Below are 18,153 nucleotides of genomic sequence, written 5' to 3' on the forward strand. Positions count from 1 at the left end.
ACGCCGCTGTTTAGTAAATGCGCTAAACAAGCGGCATCGGACAAAACGACCGCGCTATTTGTACCAGGGCCGGGTGATCTGCAAGGGCCTGACGTCGAGCCTCATATTCAGCACGGTATAGGCGTCCATCGTGGCGGAGCTGTAGCCGGTGGTGCCGGCGTCGCGCGTCAGCTTGAACTCGAAGCCCAGGTCCTGGCGCGGGTCCAGCGGACCGGCGATGGCGATGCCGATCGCCTGCGTCTCGCTATTGTCGACCAGCTTGGACATCAGGATCAGGATCGTGTTGTGGCCCAGGACCTCGGTCGAATACACCGGCTCCCTCAAATACGGTTTCTCCGGATCGACCTTGCCCTCGACCTTGTCGGCGGACGGCGTGTAGATGCGCGTGGCCAGGTCGTAGCGGTCGTCGCGGTCCAGGTAGCTGAGCCGCGCATTCGACAGGTTGAAGTCCTTGACCTTCTTGTCGACCTTGGCCTGCGTCAGATCGACCAGCAGCGCGCCCTGGTAGCCGACCACCTCCACCTGGCGCCGGCCGGTGATGATGACGGCGGAGTTTTCATCGATGCCGATGCCCAGCTTGTAGCCTTTCTTCAGCATCGCCGGCAGCATGCGCGCGAAGCGTCCGCGCGCCAGCAGGTGCTGGTCGACGAAGATCTCGTCGCCGATAAAACCCAGTCCGGCGGTCAGTTCGCGGCCGTTGACGCCCTCGCTCAAGGTGCCAAAGACGGTCTTGGCGTCGTAGAACATGGTGCTGCTCATGATGGCCGCGCCGGCGCTGGTGCCGGCGATGACGCCGCCGCGCTCATAGACATCCCAGATCGCCTGCAGCACCGCCGTGCGGGTGCCGTCCGGACGCACCAGCGCCTGCGTGATCAGCGCCTGGTCGCCCCCGGAGAAGTAGACACCGCCCGCCTCGCGGATCGAGCGGGCCAGGGTTTCGTCCTCGGCGTCGCGTTTGTAATCGCGGTCTTTCATCCGCACCGACAGCGGCACGACAAAGCCCTCGGCGCCATACTGCTTCAGTCCCGCCACCAGGTAGGCGCCGGCCCGCGCCGGATTGGCCGAGGCGCTGGGCAGCACTGCGATGCGGGCGCCGGGACCGCCGGCCAGTTGCACCACGCGCTGCCAGATCGCGGCGTTATCCCCGCGCACCGCGCCGCCGGCGATGACCAGTGACCCCTTGGGCAAAGTTTGCGCCGCCGGCGCCGCTGCGCCCGAAGGCCCCACCGCCAGCGCGATCAATACCCCCAGGCCGACGCGGCGCGCCGCGCGAACGAAAATCGACATACGTATTCCTTGAATTTGTAGCGCTAAAATTATCAATCTTGTCTGAACAACCAGCCATAGACTACCATAGCGGCAAGCCGAAGCCGGCATCCGCCACCTGCACGGGCGGGCAAAGTTGTGCCAAAATGAAACTCTTTCATCAATATCTTTCATCAAGCGACCGGGGATCAAGTGGCCGATAATAAGAATGAACTCAAACGTGGCCTCAAAAGCCGGCATATCCAGTTGATCGCGCTGGGCGGCGCCATCGGCACCGGGCTTTTCCTCGGCATCGCGCAGACGATCCAGATGGCCGGACCGTCGGTGCTGCTGGGCTACGGCGTGGCCGGCATCATCGCCTTCTTCATCATGCGCCAGCTGGGCGAGATGGTGGTCGACGAGCCGGTGGCCGGCTCGTTCAGCCACTTCGCCGACAAATACTGCGGCAACCTGGCCGGCTTCCTGTCGGGCTGGAACTACTGGGTGCTGTATGTGCTGGTCAGCATGGCCGAACTATCGGCGGTCGGCATCTACGTCCAATACTGGTGGCCGGGGATACCGACCTGGGTCTCGGCGCTGGCCTTCTTCGTCATCATCAACGGCATCAGCCTGGCCAACGTCAAGGCCTTCGGCGAGATGGAATTCTGGTTCGCCATCATCAAGGTGGTGGCCATCGTCGGCATGATCGGGTTCGGCGGCTACCTGCTGGTGTCGGGCGAGGCCGGCCCGCAGGCGACCATCGCCAACCTGTGGCAGCACGGCGGCTTCTTCCCCAACGGCTTCGGCGGCCTGGTGATGGCCATGGCCGTCATCATGTTCTCGTTCGGCGGCCTCGAACTGATCGGCATCACCGCCGCCGAGGCGGACGACCCGACCCGCACCATTCCCAAGGCCACCAACCAGGCCATCTACCGCATCCTGATCTTCTACATCGGCGCGCTGGGCATCCTGCTGTCGCTGTACCCGTGGCAGAAAGTCGTCACCGGCGGCAGCCCGTTCGTGCTGATCTTCCAGGCGCTCAACAGCAGTATGGTGGCGCACGTGCTCAACGCGGTGGTGCTGACGGCCGCGCTGTCGGTGTACAACAGCTGCGTCTACGCCAACACCCGCATGCTGTACGGCCTGGCGAAACAGGGCAACGCGCCGCGCCTGCTGCTGACCGTGAACCGGCGAGGCGTGCCGCTGGCGGCGCTGGGCGTGTCGGCGCTGGCGACCGGCGTCTGCGTGGCCGTCAACTACTTCATGCCGGGCAAAGCCTTCGGCTTCCTGATGGGGCTCGTGGTCTCGGCGCTGATCATCAACTGGGCCATGATCAGCTGGATACACCTGCGTTTCCGCGCGCAAAAGAAACTCGAAGGCAAGACCACGCTGTTCCGCAGCCTGGGCTACCCGCTGACCAACTACCTGTGCCTGGCCTTCCTGGGTGCCATCCTGGTGGTCATGTACCTGACGCCGGACCTGCGCCTGTCGGTATATCTGATCCCGGTGTGGCTGATCGCGCTCAGCGCCGGCTACTGGTTGCGCCAGCGCCGGGACGCCGCCGGCTGAGCGGAAACCGGTTGCGGCGATTTTCATCGTCGTCAACCGGGACGGCTAACCCTCGCGCGCATAGCGGCTCGGAGGCCGGCCCACATGCCGGCTGAACGCGATGCTGAACGTGCTTGCCGAGCTGTAGCCAACCCGTTCGGCGACCTGGGCCAGCCCCAGGCCGTGGCGGCGCAGCAGATCCTTGGCCAGCGCCATGCGCCAAGCGAGCAGGTATTCCATCGGTGGCATGCCCACGGCGCGCAGGAAGCGCTCAAAGAACGCCGAGCGCGAAAGCGCCGCGTTCTTGGCGAGCTGCGCCATCGTCCACGGACGTCCGGGATCGTCATGCATCTGCCGCATCGCCAGCGCCAGCCGCGCGTCGGCCAAGCCGCGCAGCAACCCCGGTGGCGCATCTTCGCCCGGTGTCGACCGCAGCGCCTCGATCAGCAACACTTCAACCAGGCGAGTGAGCACAAGGTCGCGTCCCGTCCGTTGTCCGGCCGCCTCCTCGCCGACCAGCCGCACCAGCAGGGCAAAACGTTCGACGCCCCGCACATGGATCTGCGCCGGCAACAGCGATACCAGCAGCGCCGCGTCGGGCGAATCGAAGATGAAGTACCCCCCTAGCAAACGCACATCGGGCGCTCCGCCTTGCGTGCCATGGCGGATTTCATCCATTGGCGCCGGCGCCGCCTTCGGGTCGACGTCGACGGGCGTCACCGGCTCGAAGCCGGACAAGGTGAAGCCCGGCGTAGCGGGCAGCAGCACGAAGTCGCCGCTCCGCAGCGTGATGGGCTCCTGCCCCTCGACCGCGAGCAGGCAGGAACCCTCGAGCACGGCGCAAAAGCTCGGCTGTCCGAAGTCGGCGTAGCGTACGCCCCAGCGGCCGGCGCCGCTGATGCACTTCGAGTACACGGTACGCGGCTGGAGCATCGCGATGACCTCCGAGAGCGGATCGTTCATGTCTGGACTCTTATAAGTGGATTCTGGACTTTTGATTGTAGTTCGTCCGGCCTGTTTTCGCTATCGTTAGGCCTTGCTCAACAACAAGGACCACCATCATGAAAACAGTACTGATCACCGGCTGCTCTTCCGGCTACGGCCGCGCCACCGCCCTGCACTTCCACGCACAGGGATGGAAGGTGCTGGCCACCATGCGCACGCCCCGCGACGACGGGCTGCCCCGCTCGGATCGGCTGCGCACCTTCGCGCTCGACGTCACCAAGCCGGAGAGCATCGCGTCCGTGCTGGACGCCTGCGGCCCGATCGACGTGCTGGTGAACAATGCGGGCATCGGCGTGGTCGGCGCCTTCGAGGCCACACCGATGAGCACCGTGCGCGAGGTGTTCGAAACCAACACCTTCGGCGTGATGGCGATGACGCAGGCGGTGCTGCCCCAGTTTCGCGGGCGCAGGTCCGGCGTGGTTATCAATGTGACCTCGAGCGCGACGCTGGCGCGGATGCCGTTGGCGGCCGCGTACACCGCGAGCAAGGCCGCCATCGAAGGCTTCACCGGCTCGCTCGCGTTCGAGCTGGCATACTTCAACGTGCAGGCAAAACTGGTGGAGCCCGGCTACGGCCCAACGACGAACTTCACCAGCAACGGCGGGGCGCGCATGGCGGGGTTGATTCCCGAAGCCTACGTACCGTTCGCGGAGCCCGTGTTCGCCGCGTTCGCGCACCCGGCGGCGGTGACGACCGAGTCGGACGTGGCCGAGATGGTATGGCGCGCGGCCAACGATGCGACCGGGCAGCTTCGATTCCCGGCGGGCGCCGACGCGATTGCGCTGGCACAGTCGAGATAAACGGCGCGATCGGCCAGCGCTCCTACATGCCGCTCGCGTTTCAGCGCACCCGGCCTCGCCGCACCAGGTTGACGATCGCCAGCAGGATCAGCGCGCCAATAAACGACACCCCCAGCGACGCCAGGCTGAAGTCGTCCGAATTGATGGTTCCGGTCCCCAGCATCGGCGCCAGCAGCCAGCCGCTGAGCAAGGCGCCGACGATGCCGACCACGACATTCAATATCAACCCCTGCTGCGCGTCCGTCTTCATGACCAGGCTGGCAAGCCAGCCCAGAATGCCGCCTATGACTATCCAAAGTATCAGATTCATCGCATCCCCCTTCCTGGAAAAAGCCGGCCGGGCGGCCGGTCGAGTGATTATCCGAAGCCTGGGACGGCGCTGCTATCGGCTCGCACGCCGCCCCCGCGTGGGACTGATCCTAGCTCGCTTGCCATCCAGCTTCCCGCGCGTGTTGCGGGGCTTGTTCCTGGGTCGAGAACGGCCGCGCATCGGCCGGCAGATCGATGGTCACGGTCGTGCCGCGCTCGGCCGAGCTATCGATCAGCACGCTGCCGCCGTGCGACTCGGCCACATGCCGCACGAACGGCAATCCCAGTCCCCAGCCCTGCACGCCGTCGCGCGCATGGCGGTGAAACATCAGGAACACGTCGGCGATCCGGTCCTCGGGGATCGGCTCGCCGCTGTTGCTGACGGCGATGCCGGCGCGGCCGGGCGCGGTGGAAATGGCGATCCGCACGGGCCGCTCCGGATCGCCGTACTTCCAGGCGTTGCGCAGCAGGTTCTCCAACGCGCGCTTGAGCAGGCGCCGGCTCCAGTGGCCGGGCGGCGCGTCGCCTTCCAGCTCGTACGGGCCGGGCCGCTGAGGCGCGTCGCGCAGCACCTCCCCGGCCAGCTCGCGCAGGCCGAAGCAGTCGATATCGAGCGGCAGTTTCTGGGCGCTGTTCAGGGCCGCCGTGTCGAGCAGCTCGCGCACCATGGCGTCGATGTGCTCGACATTGGATTGGACGCGGGCGGCCAGATCGGCCGCCTGGCGCGGCTCCGGACACCTCGCCAACAGTGTCGCCGCCATGCCTATCGTGCTGAGCGGCGTGCGCAGATCGTGCGCCAGCGTGGCCACGTAGTCCTGGCGCAGCCGCTCCTGCGTCGCCGTGTAGGCGGCGATCGCCTCGAGCACGGCGGCGTCGACCGAGTCGTGGACCTGCACCAGTTGCTCCGGCGTCAGCGGCACCCGCTCGCGTTCGACCATCCGCAGGAACACGCGCTTGAAGATCTGGTACTCGGCGATCAGCTCGTGCGGCTGGTAGGTGGTCATGCGGGCCCGTTCGTCGCCGTGGGCCGAGGCGATCGACGTGCCCTCGACGGCGTCGCGGCGCGGATAACCGGGGGCCAGCGCCTGCACCAGGTTGTCGTAAAACGTCGGCAAGGTGTTGATCAGTATCGGCGGCAGCAATTGATTGGCGCGCTGGATGTCGGCCAGGATGGCGGCGGTCCAATCGTCCATCAGTTGCTCGCGCAGGCCGATCAGTTGCCGCGCCACGGGCGGCAAGTCCTCCGGACGGTCGTCGTGGTCGGTGCCGATGATGGCCGGCGTGTGCTTTGCTGTCGATGGATCGGTCATTCAAACCCCTGGTAGTGGAAACAGGTTGGCGCCGTGGCAGGTGGCCTTGCGGATCTCCTCGAGCGCCACTTTCGGGCTGCGGTCGGCGTTGAGCAGGCCATTCGTCTCCTGGAAGGTGTCGCTGAACTGCGTGTAGCAAAAGCCACTGAACATCGTCGTCTCCGACACCGCCTTCAGCAACTCGGTGTATTGGGCCAGGAACGACCCGGCGTCGGCCGCGCGCGAATACCCCCAGGTGCGGCGGCCGGTGGCCCGGGTGTCGTAGGCGATGCCGCCGAACTCGGTCAGCACGATGGGCTGGCCCCGGTGCGGGAAGCCGTCCAGCGTCAGGATGCGCCCGCCAGGACGGCGCTGGTCGAACAGGGTGCGCACCGGATCGCTCACCTCGTAGCGCTGGCGCAACCGCACCGGGTCGGCGTCGTAGTCGTGGATGCCGAGGATGTCGGTGGCCGACGCCTCCCAGCCGTCGTTGCCGATCACCGGCCGGGTCGAATCGAGCATGCGCGTCAAGTGGTACAAGGCCTCGACGGCGTTGCGGTGCGCCTGCATCGACGTCAGGTTCGGCACGCCCCACGACTCGTTGAACGGCACCCAGACGATCAGGCACGGATGGCTGTAGTCGCGCTCGATGGCCTCGGTCCACTCCTTGAGCAGCCGGGTGATCGCGCGCGCGCTGAAGGCGTAGCCGGACGGCATCTCGCCCCACACCAGCAGGCCGAGCCGGTCGGCCCAGTACAGATAGCGCGGGTCCTCGATCTTCTGGTGCTTGCGCACGCCGTTGAAGCCCATCTCCTTGGCCAGTTCGACATCGCGGCGCAGCGCCGCGTCCGACGGCGCCGTCATCAAGGTGTCGGGCCAGTAGCCCTGGTCGAGCACTAGCCGCAGCGGGTACGGCCGGCCGTTGAGCATGAAGCGGTCGCGGTTGATCGCCACCGAGCGCATCGCCGTGTACGAGCGGACCCGGTCGATGACCTGGTCGCCGTGGTACAAGGTCAGCTCGGCATCGAGCAGGGTCGGGCTCTCCGGACTCCACAGCAGGTCGTTGCGTGAATCGTCGATGCCCGGGTCCGACAGCACAATCTTGCGGGTGGCCTCCATGCCGACCATCAGATAGCGGTCCGCCGCCAGCAGCGTGCCGTCGTGGGTGACGCGCACCTCGACCGACATGTCGGCGCGCGGATCGCCACCGGCCAGCACCTCGCAGCCGATCTCGAACCCGTCGAACACCGGCGTCCAGCGCAGCGCCCGGATGTAGGTCGCCGGCAGCGGTTCGAGCCACACGCTTTGCCAGATGCCGGTGGTGCGCGGATACCAGATCGAGTGCGGCTCGAGCTGCCAGTCCTGCTTGCCGCGCGGCTTGGCCAGGTCGGCCGGGTCGTCCTCGGCCCGCACCACCAACGTCTGCACCGGCCCCTCGACCAGCACATCGGTGATGTCCGCGCAAAACGGCGTGTGGCCGCCCTCGTGGTCGGCCACCAGCATGCCGTTGACCCAGACGCGGGCGTGGTAGTCCACCGCGCCGAAATGCAGCATCGTGCGCGGCGCGCGCCGGGCCAGCTCGAAACGGCGCCGGTACCAGCAAGCGCTATGAAAGGATTGGTCGCCCAGTCCGCTGGCGGCGGATTCGGGCGCGAATGGCACGTTGACGCGGTGGACCCAGGCGACGTCGTCGCCGGCCATGCCGTGCCGACGGTCGCCGTCGAAGGCGAACTCCCATTCGCCGTTCAGCGATTGCCATTCGTCTCGCACCAGTTGCGGGCGCGGATACCCAAACAGACGCTCAGTCAAACTCATGCGACTCCCCGCGTGTGAAAGCGACGGCGCCACCGCCGGATCGACTCCATCCTACCAATCCTGCCGCCGGGCCGACGTTCAATTCCGAGCGGAATTGAACGGCAAAATCACCCGCCCGGCATGTCCGGCTTCCACGCCCCACATCTGTCAAAACATGGCATCATGGTCCGGACTTGACTGTTGATGGATGTTAAGAATGCCCTCTGGCAACTCCCGTACAGTGGTGATTCGCGATGCCGGCCGACCAACGGCGGCTACCACGCGTCCACCGACACGGAGCGCCACATGCCGCAATCCCGCCTTCCGCCACATCCCGCACGCCTGGCCGTGACCATGGGCGCCGCCGCTTTCTACCTGATCTCCACGGCGACGGCCGCGCAGGCCGAACCCGCGGCCAACCAGCCCCGCGACGCATTGGCCGCAAGCTTTATCGGTCTCTATCCCGGAACCGACTTCCGCATCACCAGGGCCGACTGCAAGGACTGTCCCGCTTCCCGGCAAGCCCTGTGGTACTTCGGCGACGACACCGTCGCCGTCGCCAGTAAAAACGCAGTCGGTTCGACACCCCAACTGCGCGCGCAGGACGACGTCCGCGCGTGGCTGGCCGCCACCTCCGGCAAAGCAGAAGGCAAGCCGCCGCAATTGCTATGGATCGGTTCTCCGCAGGTCGCCGAAGGACGCCTGGCCGCCGATGCCGCATCGCTGATCGGCGTCGATTCCGCGCTGCCGGTGGCGCTGACCGCCAGGCTTGCCAGCAACCGCTCGTACTTCGACGCCAGCAGCCAGGCCTATTTCGCCGGACGCGAGATGAAGGCGCGCGGTGTGCACAAGGATGGCGCCTTCCACGCGCGCACCCTGTGGCCGAGGGACTACGACATGCCCGCCCTGCCCGTCCCGTCCCCGCTGAAGAACGGCGAATCCATCGAAAGCCTGGTGCGTATCAACGGCGGCGGCGCGCGCGAGCCGTTCGCCGCGCGCACCTTATGGCGCCGCGACGGCGCAGGCGATTCATCACTGGCCGGAAAACCGGCGCTCGCCTTCATCCTCAATGGCGCGCAAGGCGACGACGACGAAGCCTATGGCGGCCACTTCGCGGTGGCCACCGGGCGCTTCGACCGGCAAGGCGGCTGGGACAACTGGTTGGTCAACAACTTCTACAACCTCGGATCGGTCAGCGAAAAAGGCATCATCGCCTCGACGCTGCCGATGGACGCCTACATGGCGGACCTGAATAGCGGCCAATCGTGGTATCGGCCCTCGTACATGCTGGTCGCCGTCATGAAAGACCAGCGGGTGCCCGCGCTCTATCAGGAGGCGATCAGCCGCGTCTTCAACCACTTCTATAGCCAGGACTTCCACTACCGCCATGCCGGCACGAACTGCGCCGGCATCAACGTCGAAACGCTGCGCACTTTGGGCTGGGGCATTCCGCGCCTGGGTGGCGAAAGTCCGTTGAAGGCCGCCGTGGCGCTGCCGTACATGGCGCTCAAGGAAGTCAGTCTCGCCAGCGGTCAAAGCGCCTACGACTACCTCAAGACCGAGCGGACGGAATTGATGCCCTTCGTCGCCTTCAAGACGATAAGCGAGGATCTGTTGAACCGGCTGACGAACAAAGGCGGCGCGCTCAGCGCGATGGAAGCGCAGTTGGCGGAAGATCTGGAGGCGATCGTCTTCGTGCGCATCCCGCAGTTCCCCTCCTCCCGCGCGTTCGGCTACGATCCGGTACTGTCGCTCAGCGAATATCAACGACGCGCTCCGGCCGACCGCGCCGACTGGAAAATCATCCCGGTGGGGCCGCGCGACTTTCCTGCCTCGATGAAAAATCCCCTCGCGCCGAAGGAAAAGAGGCCGCAATCGGTCACCGCGACCTACGTCCTGGCGGCCGGCGTGCTTTGCCTGTCGGGCGGCGCCGCCCTGGCCTGGCGCCGAAGGCGGCAAAAAGTACGATCGCGTACAGATAGCTGAGCGGCGGCGGGCTACACTCGGGCCACCGCGATTAAACCGACCGAGTCATGACGCCAGACACCCCAACCCATGCCAGACCACTCCGGCTGCCGGCGCTTGCCGGCTGGCTGCTGCTGACTTTCGCCTTCGCCGCCATCGGCGCGTTTGCTTCCGCGCAGGCTGGGGCGTTCTACATGCGGCTGGACAGGCCCTCGTGGGCGCCGCCGGCGTGGCTGTTCGGCCCCGCGTGGAGCGTGCTGTATCTTTTGATGGGCATGGCGGCATGGCGTGTGCAGCGCACCGACGACCAAGGCGGCGTGCGGACGGAGATGACGCTATACGTGGTTCAACTGGCGTTGAACGCCTTGTGGACATGGCTATTCTTCGCCTGGCGCCAAGGCATGTGGGCATTCGTGGAGATACTGGTGCTATGGCTCCTGATCGCCGCCACGATCCGCGCATTCAGGCGGCGCGACAGGATCGCCGGCCTGTTCCTGGTGCCCTACATCCTGTGGGTAAGCTACGCCACAGCGTTATGCTACAGCATCTGGCAACGCAACCCACAGGTCTTAGGCTAACGCAAGCTTGCTAAGTTCGTGCGGACAAGCCACAGAGACACGTAGGGCGGATTAGCCGAAGGCGTAATCGGCCAGGAGTCGCCAAGAACAGAGCAACAAGCGCGAACAATCTCCCCGTTTGCGGTACCACAATCGCTTCTTTCAGCACCAGACTAGGCTAAGTGACTCTCCAAGGAGAATCACATGTCAGAGTACAAACGTCTATACGTTGACGGAGGCACATATTTCTTCACCCTCGTGACGGCGCGTCGCGCACCGATATTCTCCGCTCCCGAGGCCAGGCTGATACTTCGCACCGCCATACAAAAGGTACGCCAACGGCATCCGTTCGAAATCGTCGGCATGGTCGTGCTCCCCGATCACTTGCACGCGCTCTGGCGCCTACCTGTCAACGACAGCAACTTCTCATTGCGTTGGCGCCTGATCAAAACCCACATGACCCGCTACGCCGGACACGGGAAGCGGCTCTGGCAACAGAGCTATTGGGAACATGCGGTGCGGGATGAGCGTGATCTATCCCACCACCTGGATTATTTACATTGGAATCCGGTCAAGCATGGATTGGTTGAGCGGGTACAGGATTGGCCCTGGTCGAGTTTTCATCGTTATGTCGCGGCCGGGGTTTATCCGGTGGATTGGTGTGGGTCGCGTGAGTTGGCCGATTACGCCTTCGGCTAATCCGCCCTACGTGTCTCCGATGGTACGGTGGCGTCAGTCCGCCCCGCCATGATACGATCTGCAAAAAAGCCATGAAGGAGACGAATGAAGCACCAATTTCTGGCCATTGACGAAGGCCACCAGAAGCTGTCGCTGATCGACACCACCAATCCCCGCTACGGCTGGACGCGCAGCCTGGCCGATTTCCCCGCCGCCCGCGATATGCAGCGCATCGGCCCGAACCGCGCCCTGATCGGCTTCGAACGCGGCTTCTTCGAACTCTCCATCTCCTCCGGCGAAATACTCTCCGCCTGCGACCGCTGGACCGGCGTCACCTCCGCGCTCCGCCTGGTCAACGGCGCCATCCTGGTCACCGGCCGTAACCTCGACGGCACCGGCGGCGTCAACGTGCTCACCCTCGACCGCGAGTACCGCCAGGTCTCCAGCGTGCGCCGCGATGGCGACTACGTGCGCCTGATGCGCACCACCGATATAGGCACCTATCTGTTCTGCATGAACGACCACATTCTGGAAACCGACGCCTCGCTGATCGCGCTGAACGCGATGCGCGCGCCTGGCTTCGAGCACGCATGGAAGGCCGAGCGCATGGTCGACGGCTCCACGCTGGTCTCGGCCGGCTACGGCGCCTTCATGGCGCGCTTCGACCGGCGCGGCAACCTGATTTCGACCTTTGGCGGCGCCAACGCCATGCCCGAAGAGGTGTCGCCGTTTTTCTACGCGACGTTCCAGTTGCTTGACGACGGCCGCGTCATGGTCGCCAACTGGCAGGGACACGGCGCCGAAAACGGCCACAAAGGCCGCCAACTGCTGGAGTTCGGCGCGGGCGGAAAGCTGCTCGCCAGCTGGTCGGACCCGCACAAGATCTCCTCGCTCCAGGGCGTCCTGATACTCTGACCGGTCACCCCACGCGCCGCACCTCGAAGTGCTCGATCTTCTGGCGCGACTGCGTGGTGCGGAATCCGAAGTAACCGCCGCCCGCCAGCGGCCCGGGCGCCGAGAAGAACTCGCGGTCGTCGACATACAAGCGCGTCCCCTTGGCATCGACCACGATGCGAATACGGTATGGATGGTTCGACTTGAGCAGATACTCCGGCGCGAGGTATTCCTGCAGCAGCTTGCGTTCGCCGCTGCCGTCGTAGTAGCGGAAACGCGACGTCGTATTCGTGTTGCCGCCGATGCCGGCGTAGAACATCGGCACCTTGTCGTATTCTTCCAGCTTGCCCGAACGGCTGAACAGCTGCGCAGCCTCGCCACCGGCCAGCTGCGCCTCCCAGAAGAAGTTCAGGTCCGACAAGCGCTCGTGCGGTTTCCCGTCCGCCAGCACGGTCCGCGTGAAGCTGATCTCGTAGTGGCCGATCAACTGCCTGCGCAGCCAGACCGTGAGGCCACGGCTGGCCTCCAGCACCAAGGCACGCGATACCGCCTGTGCCGCCTTGCCGGCGTCGCCGGCCTCCGCTTCCACCGCCCATGCCTGTGGATCGAAGCGCTGGAAGTCGTCCTTGTAGACGGTGGCGCTGGCCGCATCGAGCGCCATCATGCCCAGCGCGCCCAGCCCCCATTGGGCCATCGAATTGGTCGAGATCCTCGGCGCCTCTTCCACTTCCGTCAGCACCAAGGGCGGTTTCACGCGGCGCGACACCAGATCCTTCTCGACCAGCCCCGCCCGCCCCTCGTAGAACTGCGCCCAGGCGCGCTTGAGCATCGCGCGGTCCTGCCACTGGAACGCCGCGTACGCCAGCAAACGCGCATGCCCCTGCCCCAGATTGAGCTTGCCGAGGTCCTGGCCGAGTTCCGCCTTCTGCTCCTTTTCGCTGGCGTTATATAGACGGCAGTAGCGCAGCCACGCGTCGCGGAATGCCGGCTGCGGCACGGTGCGTATCAATTCGCTGCAGATCTCCGGCAGCCCGAAGACCGCGCTCAGATGCGACACGCTGATTTTCTTCTCGCGGTCAACGACATAAGCGCCGGTGCGCAAGTCCATCACGCCGCCGCCGGCGAGGAAGCCGAGCGGCTGCGCGGCGATGCTCGCCATGCTTGCCAACAGCTTGTCGCGGTACTTAGGCTTGCCGCTTCGCTCCCATTCGGTGAACCAGGCCGCCGCCACCGCGCCCCAGTCGGTGCCAAAGGCGACGCTCGCATAATTTTTCGGATCGTCCGTCGGCGCGACCTGACCGATCTTGCGGCCCGGGATGACCGTGCGCAGCCGCTCCACCGCGTCGACCTGCTCGGTCAGCAAATCGCCGATGCGCTCGTCGGCCGTCAGGTAGTACATGAAACGGCGGTTGACGGCGGTCGAAATGCGCAGCTGCTTGGCGCTGTCGCCCCAGTGCTGAACGCTATGGCGCGAACCGAGCGGCGCGAACGGGCCGATATGGTGGACATCGACCTCTCCGGTATGGCGCGTCATCGCCTCGGCCATGCGGAACACATCCGCGCGGCCGCTGTGCAGGAAGTAGTGCCACAGCCAGATATCGGTGCTCAGCTCCGAGTTATCCCACGCATAGCCGCCGACGTCGTAGCGCCAGACGTGACGCTGTTCATCATACGTATGCATCACATCGCCGTAGTCCCAGAAGCCGTACCATTTGCGGTACTCGACCTGGTTGCGATAGAAATCAAAACTCCATGCGAGCTGCTTTTCCAGCTTGGCCGCCTCCGGCGACGGACGTTCCTGGGCGGGACTCCAGTATTCGCTGAACACGCCAGCCTGATACAGGCGCGCGGGAGACGCCAGCAACTGGGGCGGAGACTGGATGCGGCGGCTGATACCCACCAATTCATCGGCCGCCGGCGTCGCGGCCAGCAGTTGCCATTCCAGTTCGCTGGTGCGGGCCACGCCATATGGCGTGCCGAATTCGGGCTCGTAGTCTTCGTAGGTGATGTCGAGCGCCGCGCGCTGTTTCTCGAACGTGTCCTCGCCCATGCCGTCATGGTAGAAACGCAGGTCCATCGCCGAAGCCTTCGGCGCCCACAGCCACATGGTGACCGTGGCGAGCGAGGTTTCCGCGCCGCTGATGTCGATCTGACCGGGGTAGCTTTGCCAGAAATTGCGCACGCCGAAAGCGACGCCGCCGTCCGGGGTGCCGACGTAGCCCGTGCCCGTGGCGCGCGCGCCGCTGGCGGCGTGTATCCAGCCCTGGCCAGCCTTGGTGCGCTTGCTGATCGAGAAACCATCCGGATGCGATTGCAGCAGCGTGTAGTGGCCGAAGGCCGGGATGTAAGACAGCCCCTTGGTGACCGCGGCCGACATCTCCTTCAGCGAAACCGCGCGGCCGGACAATTGGGCGTCGTAGACCGATTGGCCGGCATCGCGGCGCAAACCGGTCAGGCCGCGCACGGCCTCCCCGAACACGCCGCCGTTGTCGCCGACGAAGCGGATGTGGCGGTCGTGCAGCGGGCTGTCCAGCGGAACGCCGAAACGCAGGCCTACGCCGCGAATATAGGCCTTGGCCGGGTCGGCGTCGTACACTAGCGTATGGACCAGGCGAACCGTGTCCGAATTCTTGTAGAAGTAGAGTCGGACCACGAACGGCAGCAGCCTGGCGCCATCCGCGTGCCGGTGGCTGCCCTCGACGCGGACCACCGCACGCAGCGGCCCGTTCTGCTCCAGCGTCATCTTGTCGATGACGCCATCGTACGAGCGGCGCGCGGCGCCCGCCGATTCGTCGTCGATGGCATCGTCCACCAGCAGCACCAGCCGGCCGTCGCGCAGCAGCGGTTTTCCCGATCGCTTCATCGCGGTCACCAGTACGGTTCCCGAACGCGGAAGCACGCATTGCAGCACGCCGGTATCGATGTCGATGCCGCCGGAACCCTCCTTCGCCAGCGCCGTGCCGGCCTGACCGGCGGTGGCGGCTTCGGCGCCGATCAGCGGATGCAGCGTATAGCCGGCTTCGGGCTTGCCGCCGCCGGCGTCGGGCGGCAGCGCATGCGCCGACCATTTGAGCGTACCGTCCGGCCAATAGGCCAGCGGCCAGGATTGCACGGCCTTCACGCGGCCGTTGCCTGCGCCGGCGCCACGCAACTCGAACGCCGCGTGCTTCGGCACCCGCCCCTGTGGCCATGGCACGCCCCAGGTAGCGCCGCTAAAGCTGGCGGGCGCGCCTTCGAGCCAGTGCAACGCCGTCTCGTCGGCTGGTGTTTTCGCAGCGTGCACGGAACCCGCGCCCTGCGCCGCAAACGCCTGCCCTGGCAGCAAATCGCCCAGCACGGCGACGCCGCCCGTCAGCAAGGACGCCAGTTTAAGAAACTGACGCCGTTCCAGTGAATCGCTCATTTGCCGCCGCTCCGTACTCAGTATTTGTAAGTCAGAGTCGCACCGATCGTGCGCGACTCGCCCAGCCAGCCCCAGACCGTTCCGTAATCGCCGCTGGAGAGACGGCGGTAGTACGTCTTGTCGAAGGCGTTGTTGACCCAGAGCGAGGCGCTCCAGTCGCCGCGTTGGAGCTTACCACCGGTGCCGGCGGAAAACGAGGCCAGGCCATAACTACTCACGCGGGTGAGCGATGAGTTGTCCACCGTGCCGTACATCCAGCCGCGATAGGAATAGCGCGCGCCGACAAAGTTGTTCAGGCCATTTTCGCTGCGCCAGCTATAGCGCGCGCTGGCGTTCCACGTGACCTTCGGTGCGTTGAAAACACGCTGGCCGGTCAGGTTGCAGGACGGCGGCGGCTTTGGCGACAACGTCACCTCCGGCGCGCAGCGGGCGTTGTCGTAGTCCGTGTAGGTGGCGTCGTTATACACGCCGGCGAAATCGACCTGCAAATTGCGCGTGAGCTCCGCCCGGATGCTGGTCTCGGCGCCGCGCGAGCGGAAGCTGCCGGCGTTCATCAGGTAGGTCTGCTGGTCATCCGGATTGTAACCTTGGGTCTGGAAGTCGCTGATCTCGGTGAGGAAAACGTCGGCCTTCACCGTCACCTTGTCATCCCACAGCGAGCCTTTGACGCCCAATTCGGCGGTCCTGGTCTTCTCAGGCTTGATGTACAGCGAATCGTTGCCTGCCTGCCGGGCCGCTCCCGCCGAGACGTTGAGGCCACCGGACTTCTCGCCGTAGGAGCCGGCCAGATAGGTGTTCCATTCCGGCGCCAGTTGATACTTCAGCACCAGCGTCCCCGATGGCAGCTGGTGATATTCCTTCAGGTTGCCCGAATTGAAGGGAACGCGGTTAAGGCGCACGAACTGCCCGCTTTTCTCCTCGTAATTGAAGCGCAAGCCGCCATTCAAATCCCAGCCCGGCGCAATGTGCCAGGTGCCCTGCGCATAAGGAGACAGCATATGATCGCGCAGCTTTCCGAACCGGATGACGTCCAGGTTGTTGTAGGAGGCCGATGCGTAGTACACACCGGCCAGAGTGCCGGCCGCGTAACGCGTATGCGCCACCGTGTCCAGATTCTGGCCCAGATAATTCAGGCCGACCGCGTAGTCGAAATCCTCGCCGATCGGCGATTCCAGGCGAAACTCCTGCGACCACGTATGGTCGCGCACCTGCGTGCCGGTGTTGTTATAAATATTGACGCTAAAGCCGTCGGCCATCGTCGGATTGGTACGGAAGTAGCGCACCGACGTCACGGACCGCAGCTTGTAGCCGCTGTCGAGCTGCCAATCGGCGACGGCGGACGCGCCGCCCTGCACCACGTGGACCCGGTTTTCATCGTCCAGATCGACCTGCGGGCCGAACACGATGTTGTTCCCGATCGTCTTGGACTTGGCCACGTAGCCATCGGTGCCGCTGAAGACATTGGTGGCCAGCAGCACCGGCGTCGGCTCGCTATTGGTGTTGCTGTAGTCCGCGCTCAAACGCAGACGGAACGCGTCGCCTTGCTTGTACAGCAGTTGTCCGCGAACTCCGGTGCTGGAGCCGCCATTCAGGCGGTTGCCGTTGCGGACATTGGTGACCGCGCCGTCGTTATTGCTATAGACCAGATTCAGGCGCCCCGCCAAAGAATCCGACAATGGACCTGACACCATCGCCCGTCCCCGCGTGTAGCCGTTCTCGCCGATCGACACCGTGGCCGACGCCTCCGGCGTAAACGACGGCTCCCGTGTATGGATATTCAACACGCCGCCGGTGGCGTTTGCGCCGAAGGCCGCGCCCTGCGCCCCGCTCAGCACCTCGGCGTAGGCGATGTCGCCCAGGCCATTCCCCAGCATGCCGGCGCGCGCAAGGTAGACGTTGTCGACGTAAATCGCCACGCTGCTCGGCATGCCGATATTGGCGTCGCCGCTGGCCTGGCCGCCGCCGTCACCGACGCCACGGATGGTGATCTGCGTGTCGGACGGATCGGTGCTCTGTATCACCAGGCCCGGAATCAACTGCTGCAAATCCTCGAGCGTCGTCAGGTTCTGCTGCTCGGCTTCATCGCCGGTCACGCGGTACGACGATGTCGGCGCACGCTGGATATTGTCGGTCTCCTGATCGGCGCTGTTGCGGCGGGCGCCTTTGACCGTCACGCGCGCCAGCACCTCGGTTGCCGGCGTCGCGGCGGCGGCGGCAACCGGCTGCCGCAACGACGTCTGCACGATCGGCGCCGGGATCGGCGATGCCGGGCGAACCGGCGCCACGGGAGCCGGCGCGCGGCGTATCGTCAGCGTGCGCCCGCCGCCGCTGGTGGCGAGCTCGAAGCCTGTGCCTTCCAAAGCGCGCGTGATCGCCTCGGTGGCGCTGAAATTGCCGCTGACGGGCGCCGAGCGCGCCGTCTCCACCAACTTCGGATCGTACGCCAGCGCCACGCCGCTTTCGGCGGCGATACGCAATAGCGTCTTGTCCAGCGGCGCCCCGGCCAGCTGATACGGATGGCGCGTGGCGTCCTGCGCCAGCGCCGCCGGCAATGCGAGTAACTGGGTGGCGGCCAGGATGGCCAGCATGTGGTGTGTTTTTTTCAAGACGTGCCTCACAAGAGTGGTTATGCACCTCAACCGAGGCGCTTCACAACACATGTGCGG

Annotated in this window: 13 protein-coding genes; 6 read left to right on the plus strand and 7 right to left on the minus strand. The window is 65.4% G+C overall.

Features of this window, described 5'->3' with window-relative positions; all coding sequences use genetic code 11:
- Positions 1-54: 54 nt before the first annotated feature.
- A complete protein-coding gene (locus MRBLMU1_RS01420) occupies positions 55-1,287 on the minus strand; it encodes a cyanophycinase (RefSeq protein ID WP_363495906.1) in 1,233 nt (410 codons plus the stop codon).
- A gap of 171 nt (positions 1,288-1,458) precedes the next feature.
- On the opposite strand from MRBLMU1_RS01420, the gene MRBLMU1_RS01425 reads away from it, so the two are divergent.
- Positions 1,459-2,814 (plus strand): amino acid permease, encoded by a 1,356-nt coding sequence (locus MRBLMU1_RS01425; protein ID WP_363495909.1) that lies wholly within the window; start codon positions 1,459-1,461, stop codon positions 2,812-2,814.
- Between the two features lie 45 nt (positions 2,815-2,859).
- Here the strand turns inward: MRBLMU1_RS01425 and MRBLMU1_RS01430 are convergent, their stop codons facing one another.
- Entirely contained in the window at positions 2,860-3,756 is an 897-nt protein-coding gene (locus MRBLMU1_RS01430) for an AraC family transcriptional regulator (protein WP_363495911.1), read from the minus strand.
- A 98-nt stretch (positions 3,757-3,854) separates the two neighbouring features.
- Between MRBLMU1_RS01430 and MRBLMU1_RS01435 the strand changes: the two genes are divergently transcribed.
- Entirely contained in the window at positions 3,855-4,598 is a 744-nt protein-coding gene (locus MRBLMU1_RS01435) for an SDR family oxidoreductase (RefSeq protein ID WP_363495914.1), read from the plus strand.
- A 40-nt stretch (positions 4,599-4,638) separates the two neighbouring features.
- On the opposite strand, the gene MRBLMU1_RS01440 is transcribed toward MRBLMU1_RS01435, so the two are convergent.
- The 3 genes from MRBLMU1_RS01440 to MRBLMU1_RS01450 all read right to left on the minus strand — a co-directional run bounded on the left by MRBLMU1_RS01440 (position 4,639) and on the right by MRBLMU1_RS01450 (position 8,011).
- Positions 4,639-4,908: a GlsB/YeaQ/YmgE family stress response membrane protein gene (locus MRBLMU1_RS01440; RefSeq protein WP_090318113.1), complete on the minus strand. Its 270-nt coding sequence runs from the start codon at positions 4,906-4,908 to the stop codon at positions 4,639-4,641.
- 109 nt (positions 4,909-5,017) lie between these two features.
- Entirely contained in the window at positions 5,018-6,217 is a 1,200-nt protein-coding gene (locus MRBLMU1_RS01445) for a sensor histidine kinase (RefSeq protein WP_363495918.1), read from the minus strand.
- A complete protein-coding gene (locus tag MRBLMU1_RS01450) occupies positions 6,218-8,011 on the minus strand; it encodes a glycoside hydrolase family 2 protein (RefSeq protein ID WP_363495921.1) in 1,794 nt (597 codons plus the stop codon).
- Between the two features lie 285 nt (positions 8,012-8,296).
- Here MRBLMU1_RS01450 and MRBLMU1_RS01455 point away from each other — a divergent pair, with 285 nt between their 5' ends.
- From MRBLMU1_RS01455 to MRBLMU1_RS01470, 4 genes are all read left to right on the plus strand, one after another.
- The gene (locus MRBLMU1_RS01455) at positions 8,297-9,976 is read left to right on the plus strand and encodes a hypothetical protein (RefSeq protein ID WP_363495924.1); all 1,680 of its coding nucleotides are present in this window, start codon (positions 8,297-8,299) and stop codon (positions 9,974-9,976) included.
- A 47-nt stretch (positions 9,977-10,023) separates the two neighbouring features.
- A complete protein-coding gene (locus tag MRBLMU1_RS01460; RefSeq protein ID WP_363495927.1) occupies positions 10,024-10,533 on the plus strand; it encodes a TspO/MBR family protein in 510 nt (169 codons plus the stop codon).
- 183 nt (positions 10,534-10,716) lie between these two features.
- Positions 10,717-11,211: an REP-associated tyrosine transposase gene (locus tag MRBLMU1_RS01465; protein WP_363495930.1), complete on the plus strand. Its 495-nt coding sequence runs from the start codon at positions 10,717-10,719 to the stop codon at positions 11,209-11,211.
- A gap of 84 nt (positions 11,212-11,295) precedes the next feature.
- Entirely contained in the window at positions 11,296-12,105 is an 810-nt protein-coding gene (locus MRBLMU1_RS01470; RefSeq protein WP_363495933.1) for a hypothetical protein, read from the plus strand.
- A 4-nt stretch (positions 12,106-12,109) separates the two neighbouring features.
- On the opposite strand, the gene MRBLMU1_RS01475 is transcribed toward MRBLMU1_RS01470, so the two are convergent.
- The gene (locus MRBLMU1_RS01475) at positions 12,110-15,487 is read right to left on the minus strand and encodes a DUF6250 domain-containing protein (RefSeq protein WP_363495936.1); all 3,378 of its coding nucleotides are present in this window, start codon (positions 15,485-15,487) and stop codon (positions 12,110-12,112) included.
- A 17-nt stretch (positions 15,488-15,504) separates the two neighbouring features.
- A complete protein-coding gene (locus tag MRBLMU1_RS01480; RefSeq protein WP_363495938.1) occupies positions 15,505-18,093 on the minus strand; it encodes a TonB-dependent receptor in 2,589 nt (862 codons plus the stop codon).
- Positions 18,094-18,153: the final 60 nt, after the last annotated feature.

The sequence above is a fragment of the Burkholderia sp. LMU1-1-1.1 genome, assembly GCF_040675865.1.
In the GTDB taxonomy this organism is placed as follows: Bacteria; Pseudomonadota; Gammaproteobacteria; order Burkholderiales; family Burkholderiaceae_D; genus Rugamonas.